This window comes from Streptomyces sp. NPDC020898 (genome assembly GCF_044333925.1).
Taxonomy (GTDB): Bacteria; Actinomycetota; Actinomycetes; order Streptomycetales; family Streptomycetaceae; genus Streptomyces.
In genome coordinates this window covers 40,200-57,017 of record NZ_JBIRRV010000003.1, presented here as the reverse complement: position 1 = coordinate 57,017, position 16,818 = coordinate 40,200, and the positions used below count along the sequence as shown (strand labels likewise).

The following is a 16,818-nucleotide window of genomic DNA, read 5'->3' as shown; positions in this document are numbered from 1 at the left end:
TACGTTGACGATAACGACAATCGTTTCAATTGCGTTGGGGGTTCCGATGACCGCACAACCGGCCACGATCGGAGAGGTGTTCAGCGCGGGTGCCGAGGAGTTCCACAACTGGTCGCCCCTGCTGTGGGACCCGGTCGGTCAGGCCACGGTGGATGCGTCGGCTCCGGTCGACGGCGAGCGGGTGTTCGACGCCTGTTGCGGAGCCGGCGCATCGGCGCTTCCCGCGGGCCGTGCGGTCGGCCCGGGCGGACTGGTCGATGCGGTGGATCTCTCCGGGGCTCTGGTGGCGCTCGGCGAGCGGCGCGCTCGGCAGGACGGCCTGACGAACCTGCGCTTCCACCGGCACGACGTCACGGCGTGGGCGGCGCCCGACGGGGACTACGACCTGGTGCAGTGCGCGCTGGGCGTGTTCTTCTTCCCCGACATGGACCGCGACGCGGCGGCACTCACAAGGCTGCTGCGGCCGGGCGGGCGGCTCGCGGTGACCGTATGGGAGAAGGGGGCCCTCGGCGGCTGGGGGAAGGCGTTCAAGGGCACGGTCGAGACCGAGCGCGCATGGCCGGGGTCGCCGCAGTCGGACCAACTGGCCCGGATCGACACCGCTGACGGGCTGGCCGCCTGGCTCGAGAGCCTCGGGCTGAGTGATCCCCGGGTGGTACGCCGGGAACTCGCCGTCCCCCTCACGGCCACGACGGCCTGGGACCTCGCGGTGGGCAGCGGCACGCGCGCCCTGCTGAACGGACTGTCCCCCGACGCGGTGGAGCGCGTCCGCGCCCGCTTCACCGCCGCGTTGGAGGCCGACGGGGTGCGGGACCTGGACGTCCGGATCCTGACCGGGACGGCCGTGGCATGACCCAGAGGCCGCATCACACCGCCGGCCGGGAGACCGCCGAAGGCTTCACAGCCGCGGTCTGCCGGGCCGAGAACGGCTGCGGCGCGGCGGACGGCCGCGTCCTCGAAGCGTTGCGCGGCGCCACCCAGAAGGTGCCGTTCGGGGTGCTCGTCGCCACCGGCTGCCTGGGCCGGCACCTGCGGTGCCCGCACCACGAGGGCAACCAGGTGCCACGTACGGGCCACCGCGTGGTCGTCCAGCCGTGCACCCGGGACCGTAAGCCACTCGGGCCCGCTGTGGCCTTCGGTCCGCTCATCGATCCCACGCAGGCCGAAGCCCTGGGCGCCTGGCTGGCGGAGGGCCTGCACCAAGGGCTCCGCCCGCCGCCTCGCCTGCTGGCCGTACGTCCCTCGCACGGCTCGGAGTCGTAACGGCGGCGGTCACCGTCCCAGCCATTGCCGGACGACACCGGCGCCTCGGGGCGTAAGGGAGCGCACCTGAGGGAAAGGTGCTATACGGCGAACCGCGGGAGAAAGTGCCGACCCCGCTCGGTATGCCGGGCCTTGGTCGTCCGGGGGAGGGACACGCATGGGCAGCCCCTTGTACCTGGAACCCCGGCTCGGTGGCCGGTTACTGTCCCTGCTGCGGGCCCCCGGCTTCCTGCACATGCTCACGGACGCGCTCGGGTCACCGCTCAACGTACTCGTGCCCGACCAGATCGCCGAGAATCTGGACCGCTTCCGGTCTGTGTACCGCAGGCACCGCCTCTCGGGCCAGGTCTTCTTCGCGCACAAGACCAACCGGTCCAGTGCCCTGCTGCGACGGCTCGCCGCGACGGACGCGGGCGTGGACGTGGCATCCCTGGGCGAGCTGCAGCACGCTCTCGGCGCCGGATTCGTGGCCGACCGGATCATGGCCACCGGGCCCAAGAACCCGGAGTTCCTGTGGCTGGCCGCCCGCACCGGAGTGACCGTCAGCGTCGACTCGGCCGGTGAGCTGGACCAGCTCACCGGTCTCGTCCGCAAGCACGCCCTCCCCCGGGCCCGCGTCCTGCTGCGGTTGTCGGGCTTCGAGACGGCCGGCGTGCGGGTGCTGAGCCGGCGCAGTCGCTTCGGCTCACCCGTGCGCGAACTGGACACCCTGCTGGAGATGGCCGAACGGCACAGCGACACGGTCGAAGTGACCGGTGTGGCCTACCACTTGGACACGACCAGCCTCACCGAGAAGGCGACGGCCCTGGAGGGCTGTCTCCATGTCCTGGACGAGTGCCGCAGCCGGGGACTGCGTCCGCGGGCCGTGGACATCGGTGGCGGATTCGGTGTCAACTACCTTGCCGACCAGGGGCAGTGGGAGCGGTACACGACGCAGCTCACGGAAGCCGTCCTGGGCAGGCGCCCGCCCCTGACCTGGCAGGGGCACGGTTACGGGCTGCGCAACGAGGGCGGCACGCTGCGCGGGACGCTGGGGCTGTACCCGGCTCACCGGCCGGTCGCCGGTGAGCGGTATCTGGACGAACTGCTGGCCCAGCCCGCCGCGTCGCTGGGGGGCCGCCCACTGGCCGCCCTGCTGCTGGAGAACCTGCACGACCTGTACACAGAACCTGGGCGTGCCCTGGTGGACCAGTGCGGGATCACTCTGGCGAAGGTGCTGGAGGTACGCGATCCCGGTGCGGGCGGTGCTCTGCTGGTACGGCTGGCGCTGAAGGCCGACGACATGGCCCTGGAGGAGCACGGGGTGCTGATGGATCCTGTCGTCGTCCCCAGGGACGGCGCCGGAGTCCGCGCCGATCCCGGGCCCGTCGGTGTCCATCTCTTCGGCAGTCTCTGTCTGGAGACCGACATGGTCACCCGCAGGACGGTCTTCCTTCCGCGACGGCCGGAGCCCGGCGATCTGCTGGCCTTCGCCAACACCGCCGGATACGCCATGGACTTCCACGCCGGCCGCGCACAACACCAGCCCGTCGCCCGCAAGGTGGCCGCCTGGCAGGACGCCGGCTCATGGCGGTGGAGCCTCGACGAACAGTACTGGCCGACGACGCCCTCGGAGGGACAGCAGTGAGGTACGACAGCATCACCGAGGTCATAGGAAACACCCCGCTGGTGCGCATCGACCCCGCCGTCACCGGTCTGCGGAACATCGACCTGTTCGCCAAACTGGAGATGCTCAACCCTTTCGGGTCGGTGAAGGACCGGACCGCCTGGAACATGGCGCGCCCCCACCTCGCCGACGCGGTGGAGCAGGGCAGCCAGCTCGTCGAGCTCTCCAGCGGCAACACGGCCAAGGCCCTGTCCGTCATCGCCGGGATGCACGGCCTGACCTTCAAGAGCGTCACCAACCGTATGCGCGTGCCGGAGATCAAGGACCTGCTCCTGCTGCTGGGCGCGGAGATCGAGGAGCTGCCGGGGCAGAGCGAATGCCTCGACCCGACCGCGACCGACGACCCGCTGACCCTGTTCCACCGCACGCTGGCCGAGTCCGGCAGCGCGTATCTGCACACCGACCAGTACTTCAACCCCCGCAACACCGAGGCCCACATGTCCGGCACCGGCCCGGAGATCGTCAAGGACCTGGACGGCCGGGCCCCGGACTGGTTCATCGCCTGCGTGGGCACGGCCGGCTCCTCCACCGGCGTGGCCAGGGTGCTGCGCGAGCACGACCCGGCGGTCCGGGTCGTCGGGCTGGTCGGGGCCAAGTCCGACTTCATCCCGGGCATCCGCACCATCGACGAGGTCCACGCGGTCGGCCTGTTCGACCCGGACACGTACGACACGATGCGGACGGTGAGCGCCGACGAGGCCATCGAGGGGATGCTCACCCTGGTCCGCCGCTGCGGGATGCTGGCCGGCCCCACCGGCGGCGCGGCCTACTTCGGAGCGGTCCGCCACCTGCGCGAGCTGGACGCCGAGCTCACGGAGCGTCAGACGGCCGTCTTCATCGTCTGCGACCGTGTCGAGAGCTATCTGAGCTACGTCCGGCAGCGGCGGCCCGACCTGCTGGGCCGGCCCCGCCGCAAGAACTCCCTGGCCGACCTGTCCGCCGCCGAGGTGAGCGCCGCCCCGGCCATCGGTGTGGCGGACGCCCAGCGGTGGATCGCCACCGACGGGCCCCTCGTGGTCGACCTGCGCAGCCCGTTCGCGTACGCGGCGCTGCACATCGACGGGGCGGTCAACTTCGTCGACGAACTGTTCGACGAACTCCTGCGGGGCGGCCTGCCCTTCAGCCGGAGCCGGCCGGTACTGCTGGCCTGTCCGGTGGGCGAGAAGTCCGCCCAGTACGCGGCGCTGCTGACCCACATGGGGCATCCCGACGTCCGCAGCCTCGCCGGCGGCATCGTCGCCTGGCGCGACGCCGGCGCGCCCCTGGTACGGGACTGACATGACCGTCACCTCGACCCGGGGCAACGGCATGGCCTTCCCCGAGGACCTGCGGGACTGGCAGCACGAGCTGCGCGTCCAGTTCCCGATCATCACGGCCCATCCCGAACTGGCCTACCTGGACAGCGCCGCCACCGCCCAGAAGCCACAGGCCGTGCTGGACGCCGTCCACACCTACCTCACCACCTCCAACGCCAACGCCGGCCGCGGCACCTACACCTGGGCCAACCGCACCACCGAACTCGTCGAGCGGACCCGGGACCGCGTCAAGGAGTTCCTGTCCGACCCGGCTCCGGAACGCTCCGGCGTCCACTTCACCAGCGGCACGACCGAGGGGCTGCGCACGATCGCGCGCGACTGGCTGACGTCGTACCTCACCGATGGAGACGAGATCGTCGTCCCCGTCGCCGACCACGAGGCCAACATCGCGCCCTGGCTGGAGACCCAGCGGCTCCTGGCCGCCCAGGGCACACACGTCCGCGTTCTCCGGATGCCGTACCAGGCCGGTTCCCACGACTACGACCACGTCGCGCTGGCCCAACTGGCGGGACCGCGCACCCGGTTCGTCGCCGCCACCCACGTGCACCACGTCTACGGCGGGAACATGAACGTCCACCGCATCCGGCAGGCGGTCGGCCCGGACGCGGTCATCTGCCTCGACGCCGCCCAGAGCGTCGGCCACCTGCCGGTGTCCACAGCCGACCTGGACGTCGACTTCGTCGTCTTCTCCGGGCACAAGGCCCTGGCCCTGCCCGGTACGGGCGCGGTGTGGGCCCGGCAGGCGCGCGGACCGGCCCTCGCACCCGGCGGCTGGAACGGCACGCCGAACACCACCGGCATCGTCTCCCTGGGCACTGCGCTCGACTGGCTCCAGGCCGCCGGAATCGACCGCATCGAGCGCTGGACGACAGCCCTGGCGGCGCGGCTCACCGACGGACTGCGCCACCTGGACCCGTACGAGATCCTCGGCTGCGAGCTCAGCCTCGCCGCCGGCTCACCCGTCCAGCAGCGCCAGGGCATCGTCACCTTCCGGCACCGCGACATCGCCTCCGGCGACCTGGGCTTCATCCTCTTCAGCCACGGTTTCATGGTCCGCTCCGACAACCACTGCCAGGGCAGCGCGGGCGAGAAGACCGGCTCCGTCCGCGTCAGCCTGCACGTGTACAACACGCCTGAGGAAATCGACCGGTTGGTGGCCGTGCTTGCCTCCCTTCGCTGAAACACCGCCTAGTGTGAATGGGAACCGTTTTCACCTGTAGGGTGCTGGCGAGTTCCGGAAAACAGGCACGAACAGCGAGGGTGGCGCGACCGGATGGGGCTGAGCATGGCGACGGCCGAGCTGTGGGTGGAACGCTGGGAACGCCAGCAGCAGCGGTACGCGGTCGGCCGCGAGGAGCGGTTCGCGGTGATCGCCGACGTGGTCGAGCACATCACGGCCGAGGATTCCGCCTCGCCTCTCGTACTCGATCTCGGCTGCGGCCCCGGATCTCTCGCGGCACGGCTGTCCCTGCGCCTGCCGGACGCGGAGATCGTGGGCGTCGACATGGACCCCCTGCTGCTGGAACTGGCCCGCACGCACCACGGCACCGCCGCCCGCTATGTCGAGACGGTCATCGGCGGGACCGGCTGGATCCAGGCGCTGGGCCTGGACCGCCCGCTGGACGCGGCCGTCTCCACGACGGCACTGCACTACCTGGCTCCGGACGAACTGTCCCGCACGTACGAACAACTCGCCGCGCTGCTGCGCCCCGGCGGCGTCCTCATCAACGGCGACCACCTGCCGCCCGAGAACCGCTCCGAAGTCGCCGGGATCGCCGACCACATCGGACGGCGCTGGGCGGAGCGGCAGCACGTGTTCGCCCACGAGGACTGGGACTCCTGGTGGGCCTCCGTGGACGACGAGCCGGAGCTGGCCGACCTCCTCGCCGAACGCCACCGCCGGCAGCCACGCGACGGCACGGGTGCCGGAACCGGCCCCGGCCTGCCGCTGTCCGCGCACGTACGGCTGCTGCGGCAGGCGGGATTCGCGCATGCCGGTCCGGTCTGGCAGTACGGCAGCAGTTACGTCGTAGTGGCCACCCGATAGGCGAAGCGCCGTACGCGGCACTCGATCCCCGCCCGGTGAACGCGACGGCAGGCCCCCATGATGCTCGGGGGCCGGCCGTCGGTCCGTCACCGTCCGGCGGGTACCGGGACGGCTGTGTCCGGGCGCCGGACGAGCTTCGCCACGAGCCCGTGCCGGGGAGCCAGGCACCACGTGACGACGAACAGGCCGGTGAGGACCACGACCACGGACCCGCCCGCGGCGAGATCGTAGGCGTACGACACGTACAGGCCCGCGATGCTGCCCGCGCAGCCGATGAGCGAGGCCAGCAGGGTCATCGCCCACAGCCGTTCGGTGAGCATGCGGGCGGTGGCGGCGGGGGTGATGAGCAGGGCGAGGACGAGGATGTTGCCGACCGCTTCCAGGGACATCACGATCGTCGCGGTGACGGCGATGTAGAGCGCGAGGTCGAGGCGGAACACCGGCAGTCCCGCGGCGCGTGCCGTCTCGCGGTCCAGGCTGACGGCGACCAGTTCCTTGCCGATCGCCAGGACGACGAGCACGAGTACGGCACCGATGGCGGCCACGGTCCACACGTCCGAGGCGCTGACCGCCAGGACCTGTCCGAACAGGAAGGAGGACAGGTCCGTCGTCCAGCTGTCGCGCGTGGACACCAGGACGATGCCCAGTCCGAAGGCGAAGGCGAAGAAGACACCGATGACGGTGTCCTCCTTCAGCCGCCGGTTCTGGGAGACGAAGGCGATCAGCACGGCCGTGGTGATGCCGGCCGCGGCGCCGCCGAGGAGCAGGTTGCCCTCGAAGGCGTACGCGAGGGCGACGCCCGGGAACGCGGAGTGGGCGACGGCGTCACCGATGAACGCCATACCGCGCAGCACGACGTACACACCGACGACCCCGCACACCAGGCCGATGATCGCGGCGACGGCGAACGCCCGCTGCATGAACGGCAGTTGCCAGGGGTCGGTGAGGAAGGCCAGGAGGTCACTCATGACGCCGTCACCGTGCCGATCGCCTGGTCGAGGCCGAAGGCCCGCAGCATCTGGTGGGAATCGGCGAGGAGTTCGGGGCCGCCGTCGGCGACGACCGTGCGGTTGATCAGCGCCACCCGGTGGCAGGTACGGGCGGCGGCCGCCAGGTCGTGGGTGGTCATCAGCAGCGCCTTCCCTTCTGCGGCCAGCCGGCCGAACAGCTCGTTCAACAGCTCCTGCGTGGGTACGTCGACACCGGTGAACGGCTCGTCGAGGAGCAGGATGCGCGGGCCGGCCGCCAGGGCGCGGGCCACCAGGACCCGCTGCCGCTGACCGCCGGAGAGCTCGCCGACGGGGCGCCGGCGCAGTTCGGTGAGCCCGGTCAGTTCCAGCGCCTCGTCCACCGCCGCCCGGTCCGCCGAGCCCGGGCGGCGCAGCCAGCCCATCTGCCGGGTGCGGCCGGTGAGGACGGCGCCGGCGATGTCGATGGGGAAGTCCCAGGCGAACTCGTGCCGTTGGGGCACGTACCCGATGAGCCGCCCGACCCCACGCCCGGTCCCTCCCTCCACGGTCACCGCCCCCGCGGCCAGCGGAACCAGGCCGAGGACGGCACGCAGAAGGGTCGTCTTGCCGGCGCCGTTGGGTCCGATGAGGCCCACCAGCTCACCCGCGTCGACGGAGAGGTCGGCCTTCTCCAGGGCCGTCCGTCCGCCGAGTACGACGGTCGCGCCGGTGACCCGCAGCAGTGGGCCCGCGCTGTCAGCCACGTGCGGTCCTCCTGCGCCGGGCGGCGAGGAAGGCCCCGGCGCCGACGGCGGTGAGCGCTGCGGCGGCCGAGCCCAGGAGTACGGCCTGGCCGGCGCCCGTGGAGGCCATCGAACCGCTGGAGCCGCCCGTCGAGGAGCCGCCCGTGGAACCGGCGCCCGACGAGGAGCCCGACGCGTCCGACGACGCGGAATCGGAGGGCCCGGGAGTCGCGGAGGAGCCGGGAGCCCCGGGAGTCCCGGAGGTTCCCTCGCCGGAGCCGTCGCCCGGCGTCACCGTGCCGGGGTCGGTGTCGCCGACCGCGAACGTCACCGTCTCGGTGTCGGAGGCCTTCGTTCCGTCGGCCAGCGTCCCGCTCATCCTGAAGGTCAGCCGGTACGTGCCCTCCTTGGTGAACGCCCACCCGCCGTGCGCGTGCGTGTTCTGCGCGACCGGGAAGGAGTCCGGCACCCCGTCCTTGCTGTTGAACAGGATGTTCGCGCCGGACATCGCGTCGTACGTGTAGAGCGCGTAGGCGCCCGGCCCCTCGACCGCGGTGAGCGAGAACTCCACTCCCCCCTTGGTCCTGCCCGCCTCGATGTTGTCCGTCGACCAGCCGGGCCACAGCAGGCCCTCCTGCTGCACCTGGTCGAGCAGCCACACCGGGTCGCCGCCCTTCCCGAGGAACGCGAACTCCTCGCTGTCCGGAAGGGTGTTCTTGGCCGCGGGCTTGACGTGGAGGACCACCGAGGAAGGCTCCCGCCAGGTGGTCTTCCCCGAGACCGTGCCGTCCTTGAGGTGAATCTGCAGCTTGTTGGCGACAACGCGAGCGGCGAAATCGACGTGGCCCTCGTCGAGGATCTTCTTGTCGGACACGACGTCGGTGGCAGCCGTGGTGGCGGCCAGGGCGGTGCGCCGCTGGGTCTCGGCCGCCGCCGGCACGGTCTTCGCGCCCGTCGCCGGTGTCGGCGCCGCCTCAGCGGGCGTCTCCTCGGCGACCGGCTCGTCCGTGTCCTCTTCGTCCGCCGCGTCCCCGACCACCACCGTGTACACGGTTCCGACGGACAGCTCCCGCCCGTCCGCGGCCGTGGCCTCGGCGGTGAAGATGACCTGGTACGTGCCGTCCTGGCTGAACTCCCAACGCGTGTCGCCCTGCCGGCCCACCGGCAGCTCGTGCTCGTCGGCCACATCGTCGGCGCTGTCGAACAACAGCGCGTCGTCGGCTGCGTACACCTTCAGGTCGCCCGGACCGTCGAGCCCGGCCAGCGACCACCGCACGGTGTCGCCGGCCACCGCCCCCTCGGGTACACCGGTGGTGTCCCACCCGGGCGCCGAAGCGTCCGCCACACCGGCGTCGCCGACGCCGATCGCATGGGCGCCGTCCGCCGGATCCAGGGTCAGCACCCCGTCCGCGTAGACGATCCGGCCGAGTCCCGCCCCTGCCGCACCCGCCGTACTGTCGTCCGCGACAGCGACCGCGCCCCCCGCCGTGGTGGCCGCGATCACCACCACCACCGCGACCCCCTGAACTCTCCGCATGCCCCTCATCAGGCGTCCTCCCCCAGGCACTTGGCGAGCTCGGTCGCGTTGTGCCGCATCATCGATACGTAGTTGTCAACGTTGTCGTCGAACGAGTCGCCGTAGATCGTGCAGATGCCGACCCCCTCGTCCTCGGCCACCCGGCGCAACACGTCGGCGCGCGCCGCGAGGTTCGGCTCCAGGAACACCGACGGAACCTTCTTCTCCCGGATGGCGGTGCCGAGTTCCTCCACCTCGGCCGCGCTCGGCTCCTGGTTCGGCAGGGGCACGACGAAGCCCGCGATCTCCATGCCGTACGCCTTCGCGAGGTACCCGAAGGCGTCGTGGGTGGTGATCAGCTTCCGGTTCTGCTCCGGCACGGTCGCGAGCTTCTGCGCGACCTCTTCGTCGAGGGCACCGAGCGTCTTCAGATACGCTGCCGCGTTCTTCTCGTACGTCGCCTTCCCGTCCGGATCGGCCTTGATGAGCTCGGCCTCGATCCGCCGGACGTACGCCTCGGCATTGGCGACGTCCGCCCAGGCGTGCGGGTCCATGTCGCCGTGCACATGCTTGCCGATCACGGCCTGCGGCAGCACCCACAGCTCGTCGCCCGGCTCGCCGAGGAAGGAGTACGACTCCTCCTTGGGTACGGCCGCCCTGGCCCGGTCGGGCACGTTGAGCACCACGTCGCCGGGAGCGAGCCGCGCCGGCTCGCCGCTCTTGTCGTCGGCGCGGACGTACACCTTCCCGGTCTCGGCGTTGAGCGCGACGTCGCCGTGCCCGCCGTCGAGCACACGCGCGCCCTCGGGCGCCTCGGCGTCGTCGCCGACGGTGAAGGTGAAGGTGCCGCTGCCGATCTCCTCGCCCTTCCCGTCGAGGGTCTCGGTCCGCCCCCCGACCGTCAGCCGGTACGTACCGGGCGCGCTGAACGCCCAGTTGACGTGCGTGTGCGCCTCGGGCGGCAGGGTGAAGGAGTCGGCGTCGTCGAGGCCGTCGGCGGAGTCGATGTACACCTTGGGCTTGCCGAGGGTGTCGGTGAGATACACGCGCAGCTCGCCGGGGCCCTCCAGCTTCGTGGCGGTCGTGCGGACCTGGGAACCGTCTCCGGCGACCTCGCCCTCGACGGCCCAGCCGAGCCACAGCACGTCGAGCCCGAGGTCCTCCTCCAGCTTCATGACCGTGCCGCCGTACTCCTCCAGCTTTTCGGCGATCTCGATCTTCGGAGCGGATTTCCGGGCGTTGGTGTGGACCATCTTCATGATCCCGGGCTCTTCGAGCAGCAGGCCGTTGCTGAACACGACATCGGCCCTGGCGACCCTGGCCGCGTCGCCGGGGCTCGGCTCGTAGGAGTGCGGGTCGCCGTGGTGCGGCACGATCGAGGTGACGTCGAGGCGGTCGCCGCCGACCTGCTCGACGAGGTCGGCGATGATCGCGGTCGTCGTCGACACCGTCAACTCGGCGTCGGACGACCCGGTTTGGAGCCCGCTGCATCCGGAGAGCAGGGCGCTCGCCGCGACCAGCGCGGCGGCAGTGCGGGTGGTGCGTCTGGGGTGGCCCCGCATGGGGCTCCTCCTTCTCTCTCACACGACAATGCCGCGTACGACGGACCGGGTGGCTGCCGAGCGCCGGTCCGTCGTACGCGGAGCTTTCACTGAGCGGTACGGCGACGTCGTACGAGGAACACCGCACTGCCTCCCGTCAGCAGGGCGAGAACGGCGATGCCCGCGATCCCGGAGACCTGCGCACCGGTGGAAGCGAGCCCGCCGGCCGTCGAAGTGCCGCCGAGGCCGCTGCTGCCGCCGGTCGACGAGCCACCGCCCGTTGTTCCGGAGGAAACCGAGCCCGGGTCCGCCGACGAGGCCGAAGCGCTCGGCGAGGCAGGCACAGAGTCCGACGCCGACGGGGAGGCGGTAGGGGTCGGTGTCGCGGAGGACGGCTCCGACGGAGTGGCCGTCGGCGACGCCGTCGGCTCCTCCCCCTCGCCCGGCGTCACGGTCGACGGGTCCTCGTCGTCCCCGACCACCCAGGCGATGGTCCCCGTGTCGCTGACCTTCCTGCCGTCGGCGAGGGTGGCGCCGACGGTGAACGTGGTGCGGTAGACGCCCTCGGCCGCGAAGGCCCACACGGTGTGGCGGTGGGTCGGTACGGACAGGTCGAAGCTGTCGGGCAGCCCGTCCCCGCTGTGGGCGTGCATGTCCACCGAGCCGACCGAGCCTTCCGTGAAGATGCTCAGCGCTCCCGGGCCCCGGACGGCATCGAGCCGGAAGGCGACACGGCCGTCGATCTCGGAGCTCTTGAACTGGTCGGTGCTCCAGCCGGGCCAGACGAGACCGTCGACCTGCTGGATGGGCAGCCACCACACGGGATCACCCGCGGGCCCCAGGAACTCGTACCCCTCGGTGATCTTCCGCCGGGCCGCGGGCTTCACGTGCAGGACGACGTCGTCCGGCTCGAACCATTCGTGGTCCTGCGCCGTGCCCTCCTTGATCTGGAACTGCAGCGAGCCGTCCAGCGGGCGCGCGGCCAGATCGAGGTGACCGTTGTCGATGACGTGCGCGGCCGGCGCGGTCGGTGTCGCGCTCGTCGTGGGCGAGGTACCCGTCGGCGTCGCGGACGTCGGTGGAGTCGAGGGCGTCGGCGTGGAGCCGTCGCCGGGCAGCACGTCGTCCGGGTCGACGTCGTCGCCGACCACCACGGCCAGCGTCTCGGTGTCGGTGGAGCCGCCACTGGTCACCGTGAACGTCAGCCGGTGGACGCCCTCCTTGGTGAACTGCCAGATGGGAAGCAGCCGTTGCTCGTCGCCGGGCAGCGTGAAGGTGCGCTGAACGGACTCGACACTGCCGAGGTACGGGATCGCCGGGGCGTCCACGCCGTCCATCTCACGGGTGTAGGAGGCCAGTCCGAAGTCGCCGGGTCCGTCGTACCCGGACAGCGTGACCTCGGTGTCACCGCCCGCCGCGGAGCCGTTCCAGCCAGGCTCCGGCGCGAAGATGTTCTCCGCCTCCCAGCCGTTGAGCTGCCAGGAGTCCAGGTTGGTCGTGCCGAGCGCGCCGGCCACCGGGTCGAGGGTGGCCTGCAAGGACGACTGCACCACGTGCAGCACCACCTCGGACGGCTCTCGCACAACCGTGGTGCCGCTGCTCCGGTCGTCGATCTGCAACTCCAGCTTCCCGTCGACCGGTCGGGGCGCGAAATCGAGTTCGCCCTCGTCGAGGACCACCGCGCCACCGGCGGCGCGGGCGGACCCGCTGCCGCCGGCGACCAGCCCTGCCACGCCCAGAAGCACCGCGGTCGCCACGATGAGCGCCGCACTTGTGAAGGCGCGTCCGCCGCGCGTCAGGGCCCGCATCACGAGGTGACGACGACGGCGTACGTCTCGGTGGCCGACTCCGTCACGCCACCGACCGTGCCCTGGACGCGGAACGTGAGCTGGTAGGTACCGGCCTCTTCGAAGGCCCAGTTGGCGTGGTTGTGGGTGGCGACACCGAAGGTCCGGGACTTGAAGGTGGTGATGGCCGGATTGCTGTCGTACCAGCGGGTCCCGCTGCCCGCGTAGATGCTGAAGTCCTCGGTGGCGGCACCGTTGCGGGTGGCGCTGACGAGCCGGTAGGTGACGGTGTCGTTCGCGAGGACCCCGGTGGTCAGGTGCTCGGTGGAGATGCCCGGGAACAGCACCCCGGCCGCGTCGGCCTCGGCCTCGGTGTCCGGCAGCAGCCAGATCTGGCTGCCCGTACCCAGGAACCCGAATCCCGGGTTGGCGACCTTGGCCGCCGCCGGCACCGACAGGGTCACGTCGACCGGTTCGTACTCGGTGTCGGTCTCCTCGTCGTGGACGTGCAGATGCAGGTCGGCGCCGTCCCACTCGGCGTCGAGGACGTCGACGTGGCCGGCGGTCAGGGTGGTGGCGGCGAAGGCCGACGTGTTGAGTCCGGCCGTGGCGAGCGCGGCGGCGGCAATGCCGGTGACAGTCAGCAGGCGTCTGCGGGTACGCAAAAGAAACCCCCCATGAGTCATGTTCATGCCCGCTTGGGCACGGACAGAACGATAATCATTTTCAAAAGAGGAAGCAATGGGGTTGCCATGCCACCAGGGCGAAGGGGGTGCGCAGTGGGTGTGTGGTGCGTGGTGATCAGCCGGTCTCCGGAACCGTTTCCCTGGCTCCCCACCGCCGCGTCCGGTAGGTGCCCGCTCCCCTGCAGACCAGGTAGATCGTGAACGAGATGGTCGTGACGTAGGGGCTGATGGGGATGCTGCTCCCCAGTGCCAGCAGGATCCCGCCCTCGATGGAGGCCACCGCGAAGAGCACGCTCAGCGCGGGCAGCAGTACCGGTGACGCCGTGATCCGGGCCGCGGCGGCCGCGGGCGTGACGAGGAGGGCGAGGACCAGCAGCGCTCCGACGATCTGCACGGACAGCGCGACCGCGAGCCCCAGCACGATCATGAAGGCGAAGGACAGCCCACGGACCGGCACGCCCCGCGCCTGGGCCACCTCCGGGTCGGCGCTGGCGAACGCCAACGGCCGCCACATGACCGCGAGCGCCACGAGCACCAGGGCGGAGGTGCCGAGGAGCCAGGACATCTGCGGGGTGTCGACGGCGACGATCTGCCCGGTGAGCAGGCCGAACTTGTTCGCCGCCCGCCCCTCGTACAGGGCGAGGAAGAGCACGCCGAGCCCGAGGCCGAACGGCATGATGGTGCCGATCACGGAGTTGCGGTCCCGGGCCCGGGAGCCGAGCAGGCCGATCGCCCCGGCCGCGACGAGTGAGCCGACGATCGAGCCGGCCACGACGTTCACGCCCAGCAGCAGCGCGGCCGAGGCGCCGGCGAACGACAGTTCACTGATCCCGTGCACCGCGAACGGCAGGTCGCGCATGATCACGAAGACCCCCACCAGTCCGCCGACCAGGCCGAGCGCGACTCCGGCGACGAGCGAGTTGCGGACCAGGGCGAGCAGTTCGCCGTAGTCGTCGAAGTTGAAGATCTGCCGCCAGATCCCGTCGGCGACGGTCATGGCCGTACTCCGTGCGGCAGTTCGAGGTGGTGCGGTGGCTCGGCCACCTCGTCGGGCACACCGACGACTGTGATCCGGTCCCGGACCCGGACGACGTCCACCTGGGTTCCGTACAGCCGCGACAGCGCCTCGGAGGTCAGCACCTCCTCCGGGGTGCCGACCCGATAGCCGCCGCGGGCGAGGTACAGCACCCGGTCGACCAGTCCCAGCACGGGGTTGATCTCGTGGGTCACGAAGACCACCGCCGTGCGGTGGGAGCGGCGCCGGGCGTCGACCAGTTCGGTGACGGCCCGTTGGTGGTGCAGGTCGAGGGAGAGCAGCGGCTCGTCGCACAGCAGGATCCGCGGGTCGGTCGCGAGCGCCTGCGCGATGCGGACGCGCTGGCGCTCGCCGCCGGAGAGCAGGCAGACCGGGACGTCCGCGTACCCGGCGGCCCCCACCGATTCGAGGACCTCGTCCACCCGGCGGCGGACGGCGCCCGTGCGCAGCCGGGGTCCGAACCCGTGCCCGTCGATGCCGAAGCGGACCAGGTCGCGGGCGCGCAGCATCGCGTACGCGGACAGCGTCGCCTGCTGCGGGATGTAGCCGATGTGGCGGTTTCCGTTGCGGGGCGGGCGCCCCAGGACCGTCAGCGTGCCCGCGGACAGCTGCCGCCCGCCCAGCAGGGCGCGTACGAAGCTGGTCTTGCCCGAGCCGTTGGGCCCGAGCACGGCAAGGAACTCCCCGGGCCGTACGTCGAGTTCGAGACCCTGCCACAGCACGCGGCCCCCGTAGGCCAGGGCCGCGTCGCGCAGGCTGATCACCGCCCCGTCCGCGTCACGGTTCGCGGTCCCGGCCTCGGGGGCTCGGGGCGGGGACGTCACGGTGGGGCGTTTCACTGGCTCAGCGCGCTCGCGAGCGCGTCGACGTTGGCGGTCATCCAGCCGAGGTAGTCCTTGCCCTCGGACAGGGTCTCGGTGAACGCGACGACGGGAATCCCGGCGGTTCTGGCCGCCTGCTCGACCTTCTCGGTCTGCGGGCCGGAGGTCTGCTCGTTGCAGACCAGTGCCTCGACCTTTCTGTCGGTGAACAGGGCCAGCGTGGCCCGCAGATCCCTCGGGGAGACGTCGTCACCCTCTTCGACGGCCTCACTGAAGGCCTCGGGCGTCGCGTCCCTGAGGCCGCCGGCCTCGATCATGTACAGCGGGACGGGCTCGGTGACGGCCACCTCCTTGCCGCCGTGGTCGGCTTTGATCTGCCCTTCCTTCGCCTCCAGTTGCTTGAGCCCCGCCTTGAAGTCGTCCGCGTTCCTGGTGAAGTCGGCGGCCTCGTCCGGGGCGGCCTCGCCCAGGGCGGTGGCGATCCTGTCGGCGAGTTCGGCGACCGTGGGGAAGTCGTACCAGACGTGCTCGTTGAGCTCCCCGCCTGCCGGGGCGGTCTTCCCGGAGACCTCGACCGCGTTGATGACCTCGGCGGACGAGTCGCTGCTCTTCAGCATGCGGTCGACGAAGTCGTCATAGCCGCCGCCGTTCTCGATGACGACCTTCGCCTTGGACAGCGCCAACTGGTTCTGGGTGCTGGCCTCATAGGAGTGCGGGTCCCGGTCGGGGTCGCTGATGATCGACGTGACCTTCACCTTCCCTCCGCCTATCTGCTCGGCGATGTCCCCGTAGACGTTCGTCGACGCCACCACGGAGATGACGGACGACGAAACCGGGTTCTGCGAGAGGTCGGCGCCGCTTCCGGAACCGGACGAACTGCCGCAGGCAACCAGGAGGACCAGGGAGACGCTGGTGGTCAGCGGCGCCGGAGAGAAACGGGTACCAAGACCATCTTTCAGCCGTGCCATATGACAATCATTACCGCGAATTGACCCTCTGTCGCCTCGACCGCCGCACTACCACTGGTGCGCGATATTCGCCGTGGGACGAGAATGGATTTATAGCGACGAACACGGAGGAATCCACTCCGCGGAAGGAGGCCAAGATGCATCCCGCCGCTTTCGCGGGTGCGGCCGTGGGCCGTATCGCGCACTACGCCCTGTCCGGAACCGCCGGCGTACTGGTACTGCGGGCAGCCGCCAAAGCCGGGCCCAAGACGAAACCCGCGGTCCGCCGACTGCTGGTCGGCGGTATCGCCGGTGGCATCACGACGGGGCGGCGACTCGGGGAGGCGGCCGAGGAGGCCCGCCTGAAGGCAGGAGACCTGCTGGCGGAGGCCAGGGAGTCGCTGGGTGAGGAGGCGACGCCGCCCTCGGCGGTCGGTGTCGAGGGACACGCCCACGACCACGAGCACTGAGAGGCGGTCGTCATGTCCGGCACGTCCGC

The 16,818-nt window shown here is 71.0% G+C and carries 16 protein-coding genes; 7 read left to right on the top strand and 9 right to left on the bottom strand.

Annotation, left to right across the window (positions count from 1 at the left end):
• Positions 1–46: 46 nt before the first annotated feature.
• The 6 genes from ACH4TV_RS11350 to ACH4TV_RS11325 all read left to right on the top strand — a co-directional run bounded on the left by ACH4TV_RS11350 (position 47) and on the right by ACH4TV_RS11325 (position 6,292).
• Positions 47–853 (top strand): class I SAM-dependent methyltransferase, encoded by an 807-nt coding sequence (locus ACH4TV_RS11350; RefSeq protein WP_398396693.1) that lies wholly within the window; start codon positions 47–49, stop codon positions 851–853.
• Entirely contained in the window at positions 850–1,263 is a 414-nt protein-coding gene (locus ACH4TV_RS11345; RefSeq protein ID WP_398396692.1) for a hypothetical protein, read from the top strand. The genes ACH4TV_RS11350 and ACH4TV_RS11345 overlap by 4 nt, the downstream gene beginning before the upstream one ends.
• Positions 1,264–1,420: 157 nt before the next feature.
• Positions 1,421–2,890, top strand: coding sequence for a Y4yA family PLP-dependent enzyme (locus tag ACH4TV_RS11340; RefSeq protein WP_398396690.1), 1,470 nt, complete (start codon positions 1,421–1,423; stop codon positions 2,888–2,890).
• Entirely contained in the window at positions 2,887–4,206 is a 1,320-nt protein-coding gene (locus ACH4TV_RS11335) for a pyridoxal-phosphate dependent enzyme (protein ID WP_398396688.1), read from the top strand. The genes ACH4TV_RS11340 and ACH4TV_RS11335 overlap by 4 nt, the downstream gene beginning before the upstream one ends.
• Position 4,207: 1 nt before the next feature.
• On the top strand, positions 4,208–5,425 hold the full coding sequence (locus ACH4TV_RS11330) for an aminotransferase class V-fold PLP-dependent enzyme (RefSeq protein WP_398396686.1): 1,218 nt from the start codon (positions 4,208–4,210) through the stop codon (positions 5,423–5,425).
• Positions 5,426–5,518: 93 nt separating this feature from the next.
• Positions 5,519–6,292 (top strand): class I SAM-dependent methyltransferase, encoded by a 774-nt coding sequence (locus ACH4TV_RS11325; RefSeq protein ID WP_398396684.1) that lies wholly within the window; start codon positions 5,519–5,521, stop codon positions 6,290–6,292.
• 86 nt (positions 6,293–6,378) lie between these two features.
• On the opposite strand, the gene ACH4TV_RS11320 is transcribed toward ACH4TV_RS11325, so the two are convergent.
• From ACH4TV_RS11320 to ACH4TV_RS11280, 9 genes are all read right to left on the bottom strand, one after another.
• Positions 6,379–7,260 (bottom strand): anchored repeat-type ABC transporter permease subunit, encoded by an 882-nt coding sequence (locus ACH4TV_RS11320; RefSeq protein WP_398396682.1) that lies wholly within the window; start codon positions 7,258–7,260, stop codon positions 6,379–6,381.
• Positions 7,257–8,006, bottom strand: a complete 750-nt coding sequence (locus ACH4TV_RS11315; RefSeq protein ID WP_398396680.1) for an anchored repeat-type ABC transporter ATP-binding subunit — start codon at positions 8,004–8,006, stop codon at positions 7,257–7,259. The genes ACH4TV_RS11320 and ACH4TV_RS11315 overlap by 4 nt, the downstream gene beginning before the upstream one ends.
• Complete coding sequence (locus ACH4TV_RS11310; RefSeq protein WP_398396678.1) at positions 7,999–9,522, bottom strand: TIGR03773 family transporter-associated surface protein; 1,524 nt, start codon at positions 9,520–9,522, stop codon at positions 7,999–8,001. Before ACH4TV_RS11310 ends, ACH4TV_RS11315 begins: the two co-directional genes overlap by 8 nt.
• 8 nt (positions 9,523–9,530) lie before the next feature.
• Complete coding sequence (locus ACH4TV_RS11305) at positions 9,531–11,063, bottom strand: anchored repeat ABC transporter, substrate-binding protein (protein ID WP_398396676.1); 1,533 nt, start codon at positions 11,061–11,063, stop codon at positions 9,531–9,533.
• 86 nt (positions 11,064–11,149) lie between these two features.
• Entirely contained in the window at positions 11,150–12,850 is a 1,701-nt protein-coding gene (locus ACH4TV_RS11300; RefSeq protein ID WP_398396675.1) for a choice-of-anchor M domain-containing protein, read from the bottom strand.
• Entirely contained in the window at positions 12,850–13,494 is a 645-nt protein-coding gene (locus tag ACH4TV_RS11295) for a choice-of-anchor M domain-containing protein (RefSeq protein WP_398396673.1), read from the bottom strand. Before ACH4TV_RS11295 ends, ACH4TV_RS11300 begins: the two co-directional genes overlap by 1 nt.
• Before the next feature lie 136 nt (positions 13,495–13,630).
• On the bottom strand, positions 13,631–14,512 hold the full coding sequence (locus tag ACH4TV_RS11290) for a metal ABC transporter permease (protein ID WP_398396671.1): 882 nt from the start codon (positions 14,510–14,512) through the stop codon (positions 13,631–13,633).
• Positions 14,509–15,375 carry a metal ABC transporter ATP-binding protein gene (locus tag ACH4TV_RS11285; RefSeq protein ID WP_398396669.1) on the bottom strand — a complete coding sequence of 289 codons (867 nt, stop codon included), beginning with the start codon at positions 15,373–15,375 and terminating at the stop codon, positions 14,509–14,511. The genes ACH4TV_RS11290 and ACH4TV_RS11285 overlap by 4 nt, the downstream gene beginning before the upstream one ends.
• A gap of 11 nt (positions 15,376–15,386) precedes the next feature.
• Positions 15,387–16,340, bottom strand: a complete 954-nt coding sequence (locus tag ACH4TV_RS11280; protein WP_398396667.1) for a metal ABC transporter solute-binding protein, Zn/Mn family — start codon at positions 16,338–16,340, stop codon at positions 15,387–15,389.
• Positions 16,341–16,477: 137 nt separating this feature from the next.
• Between ACH4TV_RS11280 and ACH4TV_RS11275 the strand changes: the two genes are divergently transcribed.
• Positions 16,478–16,789, top strand: coding sequence for a DUF1490 family protein (locus tag ACH4TV_RS11275; RefSeq protein WP_398396665.1), 312 nt, complete (start codon positions 16,478–16,480; stop codon positions 16,787–16,789).
• The last annotated feature ends 29 nt before the right edge of the window (positions 16,790–16,818 follow it).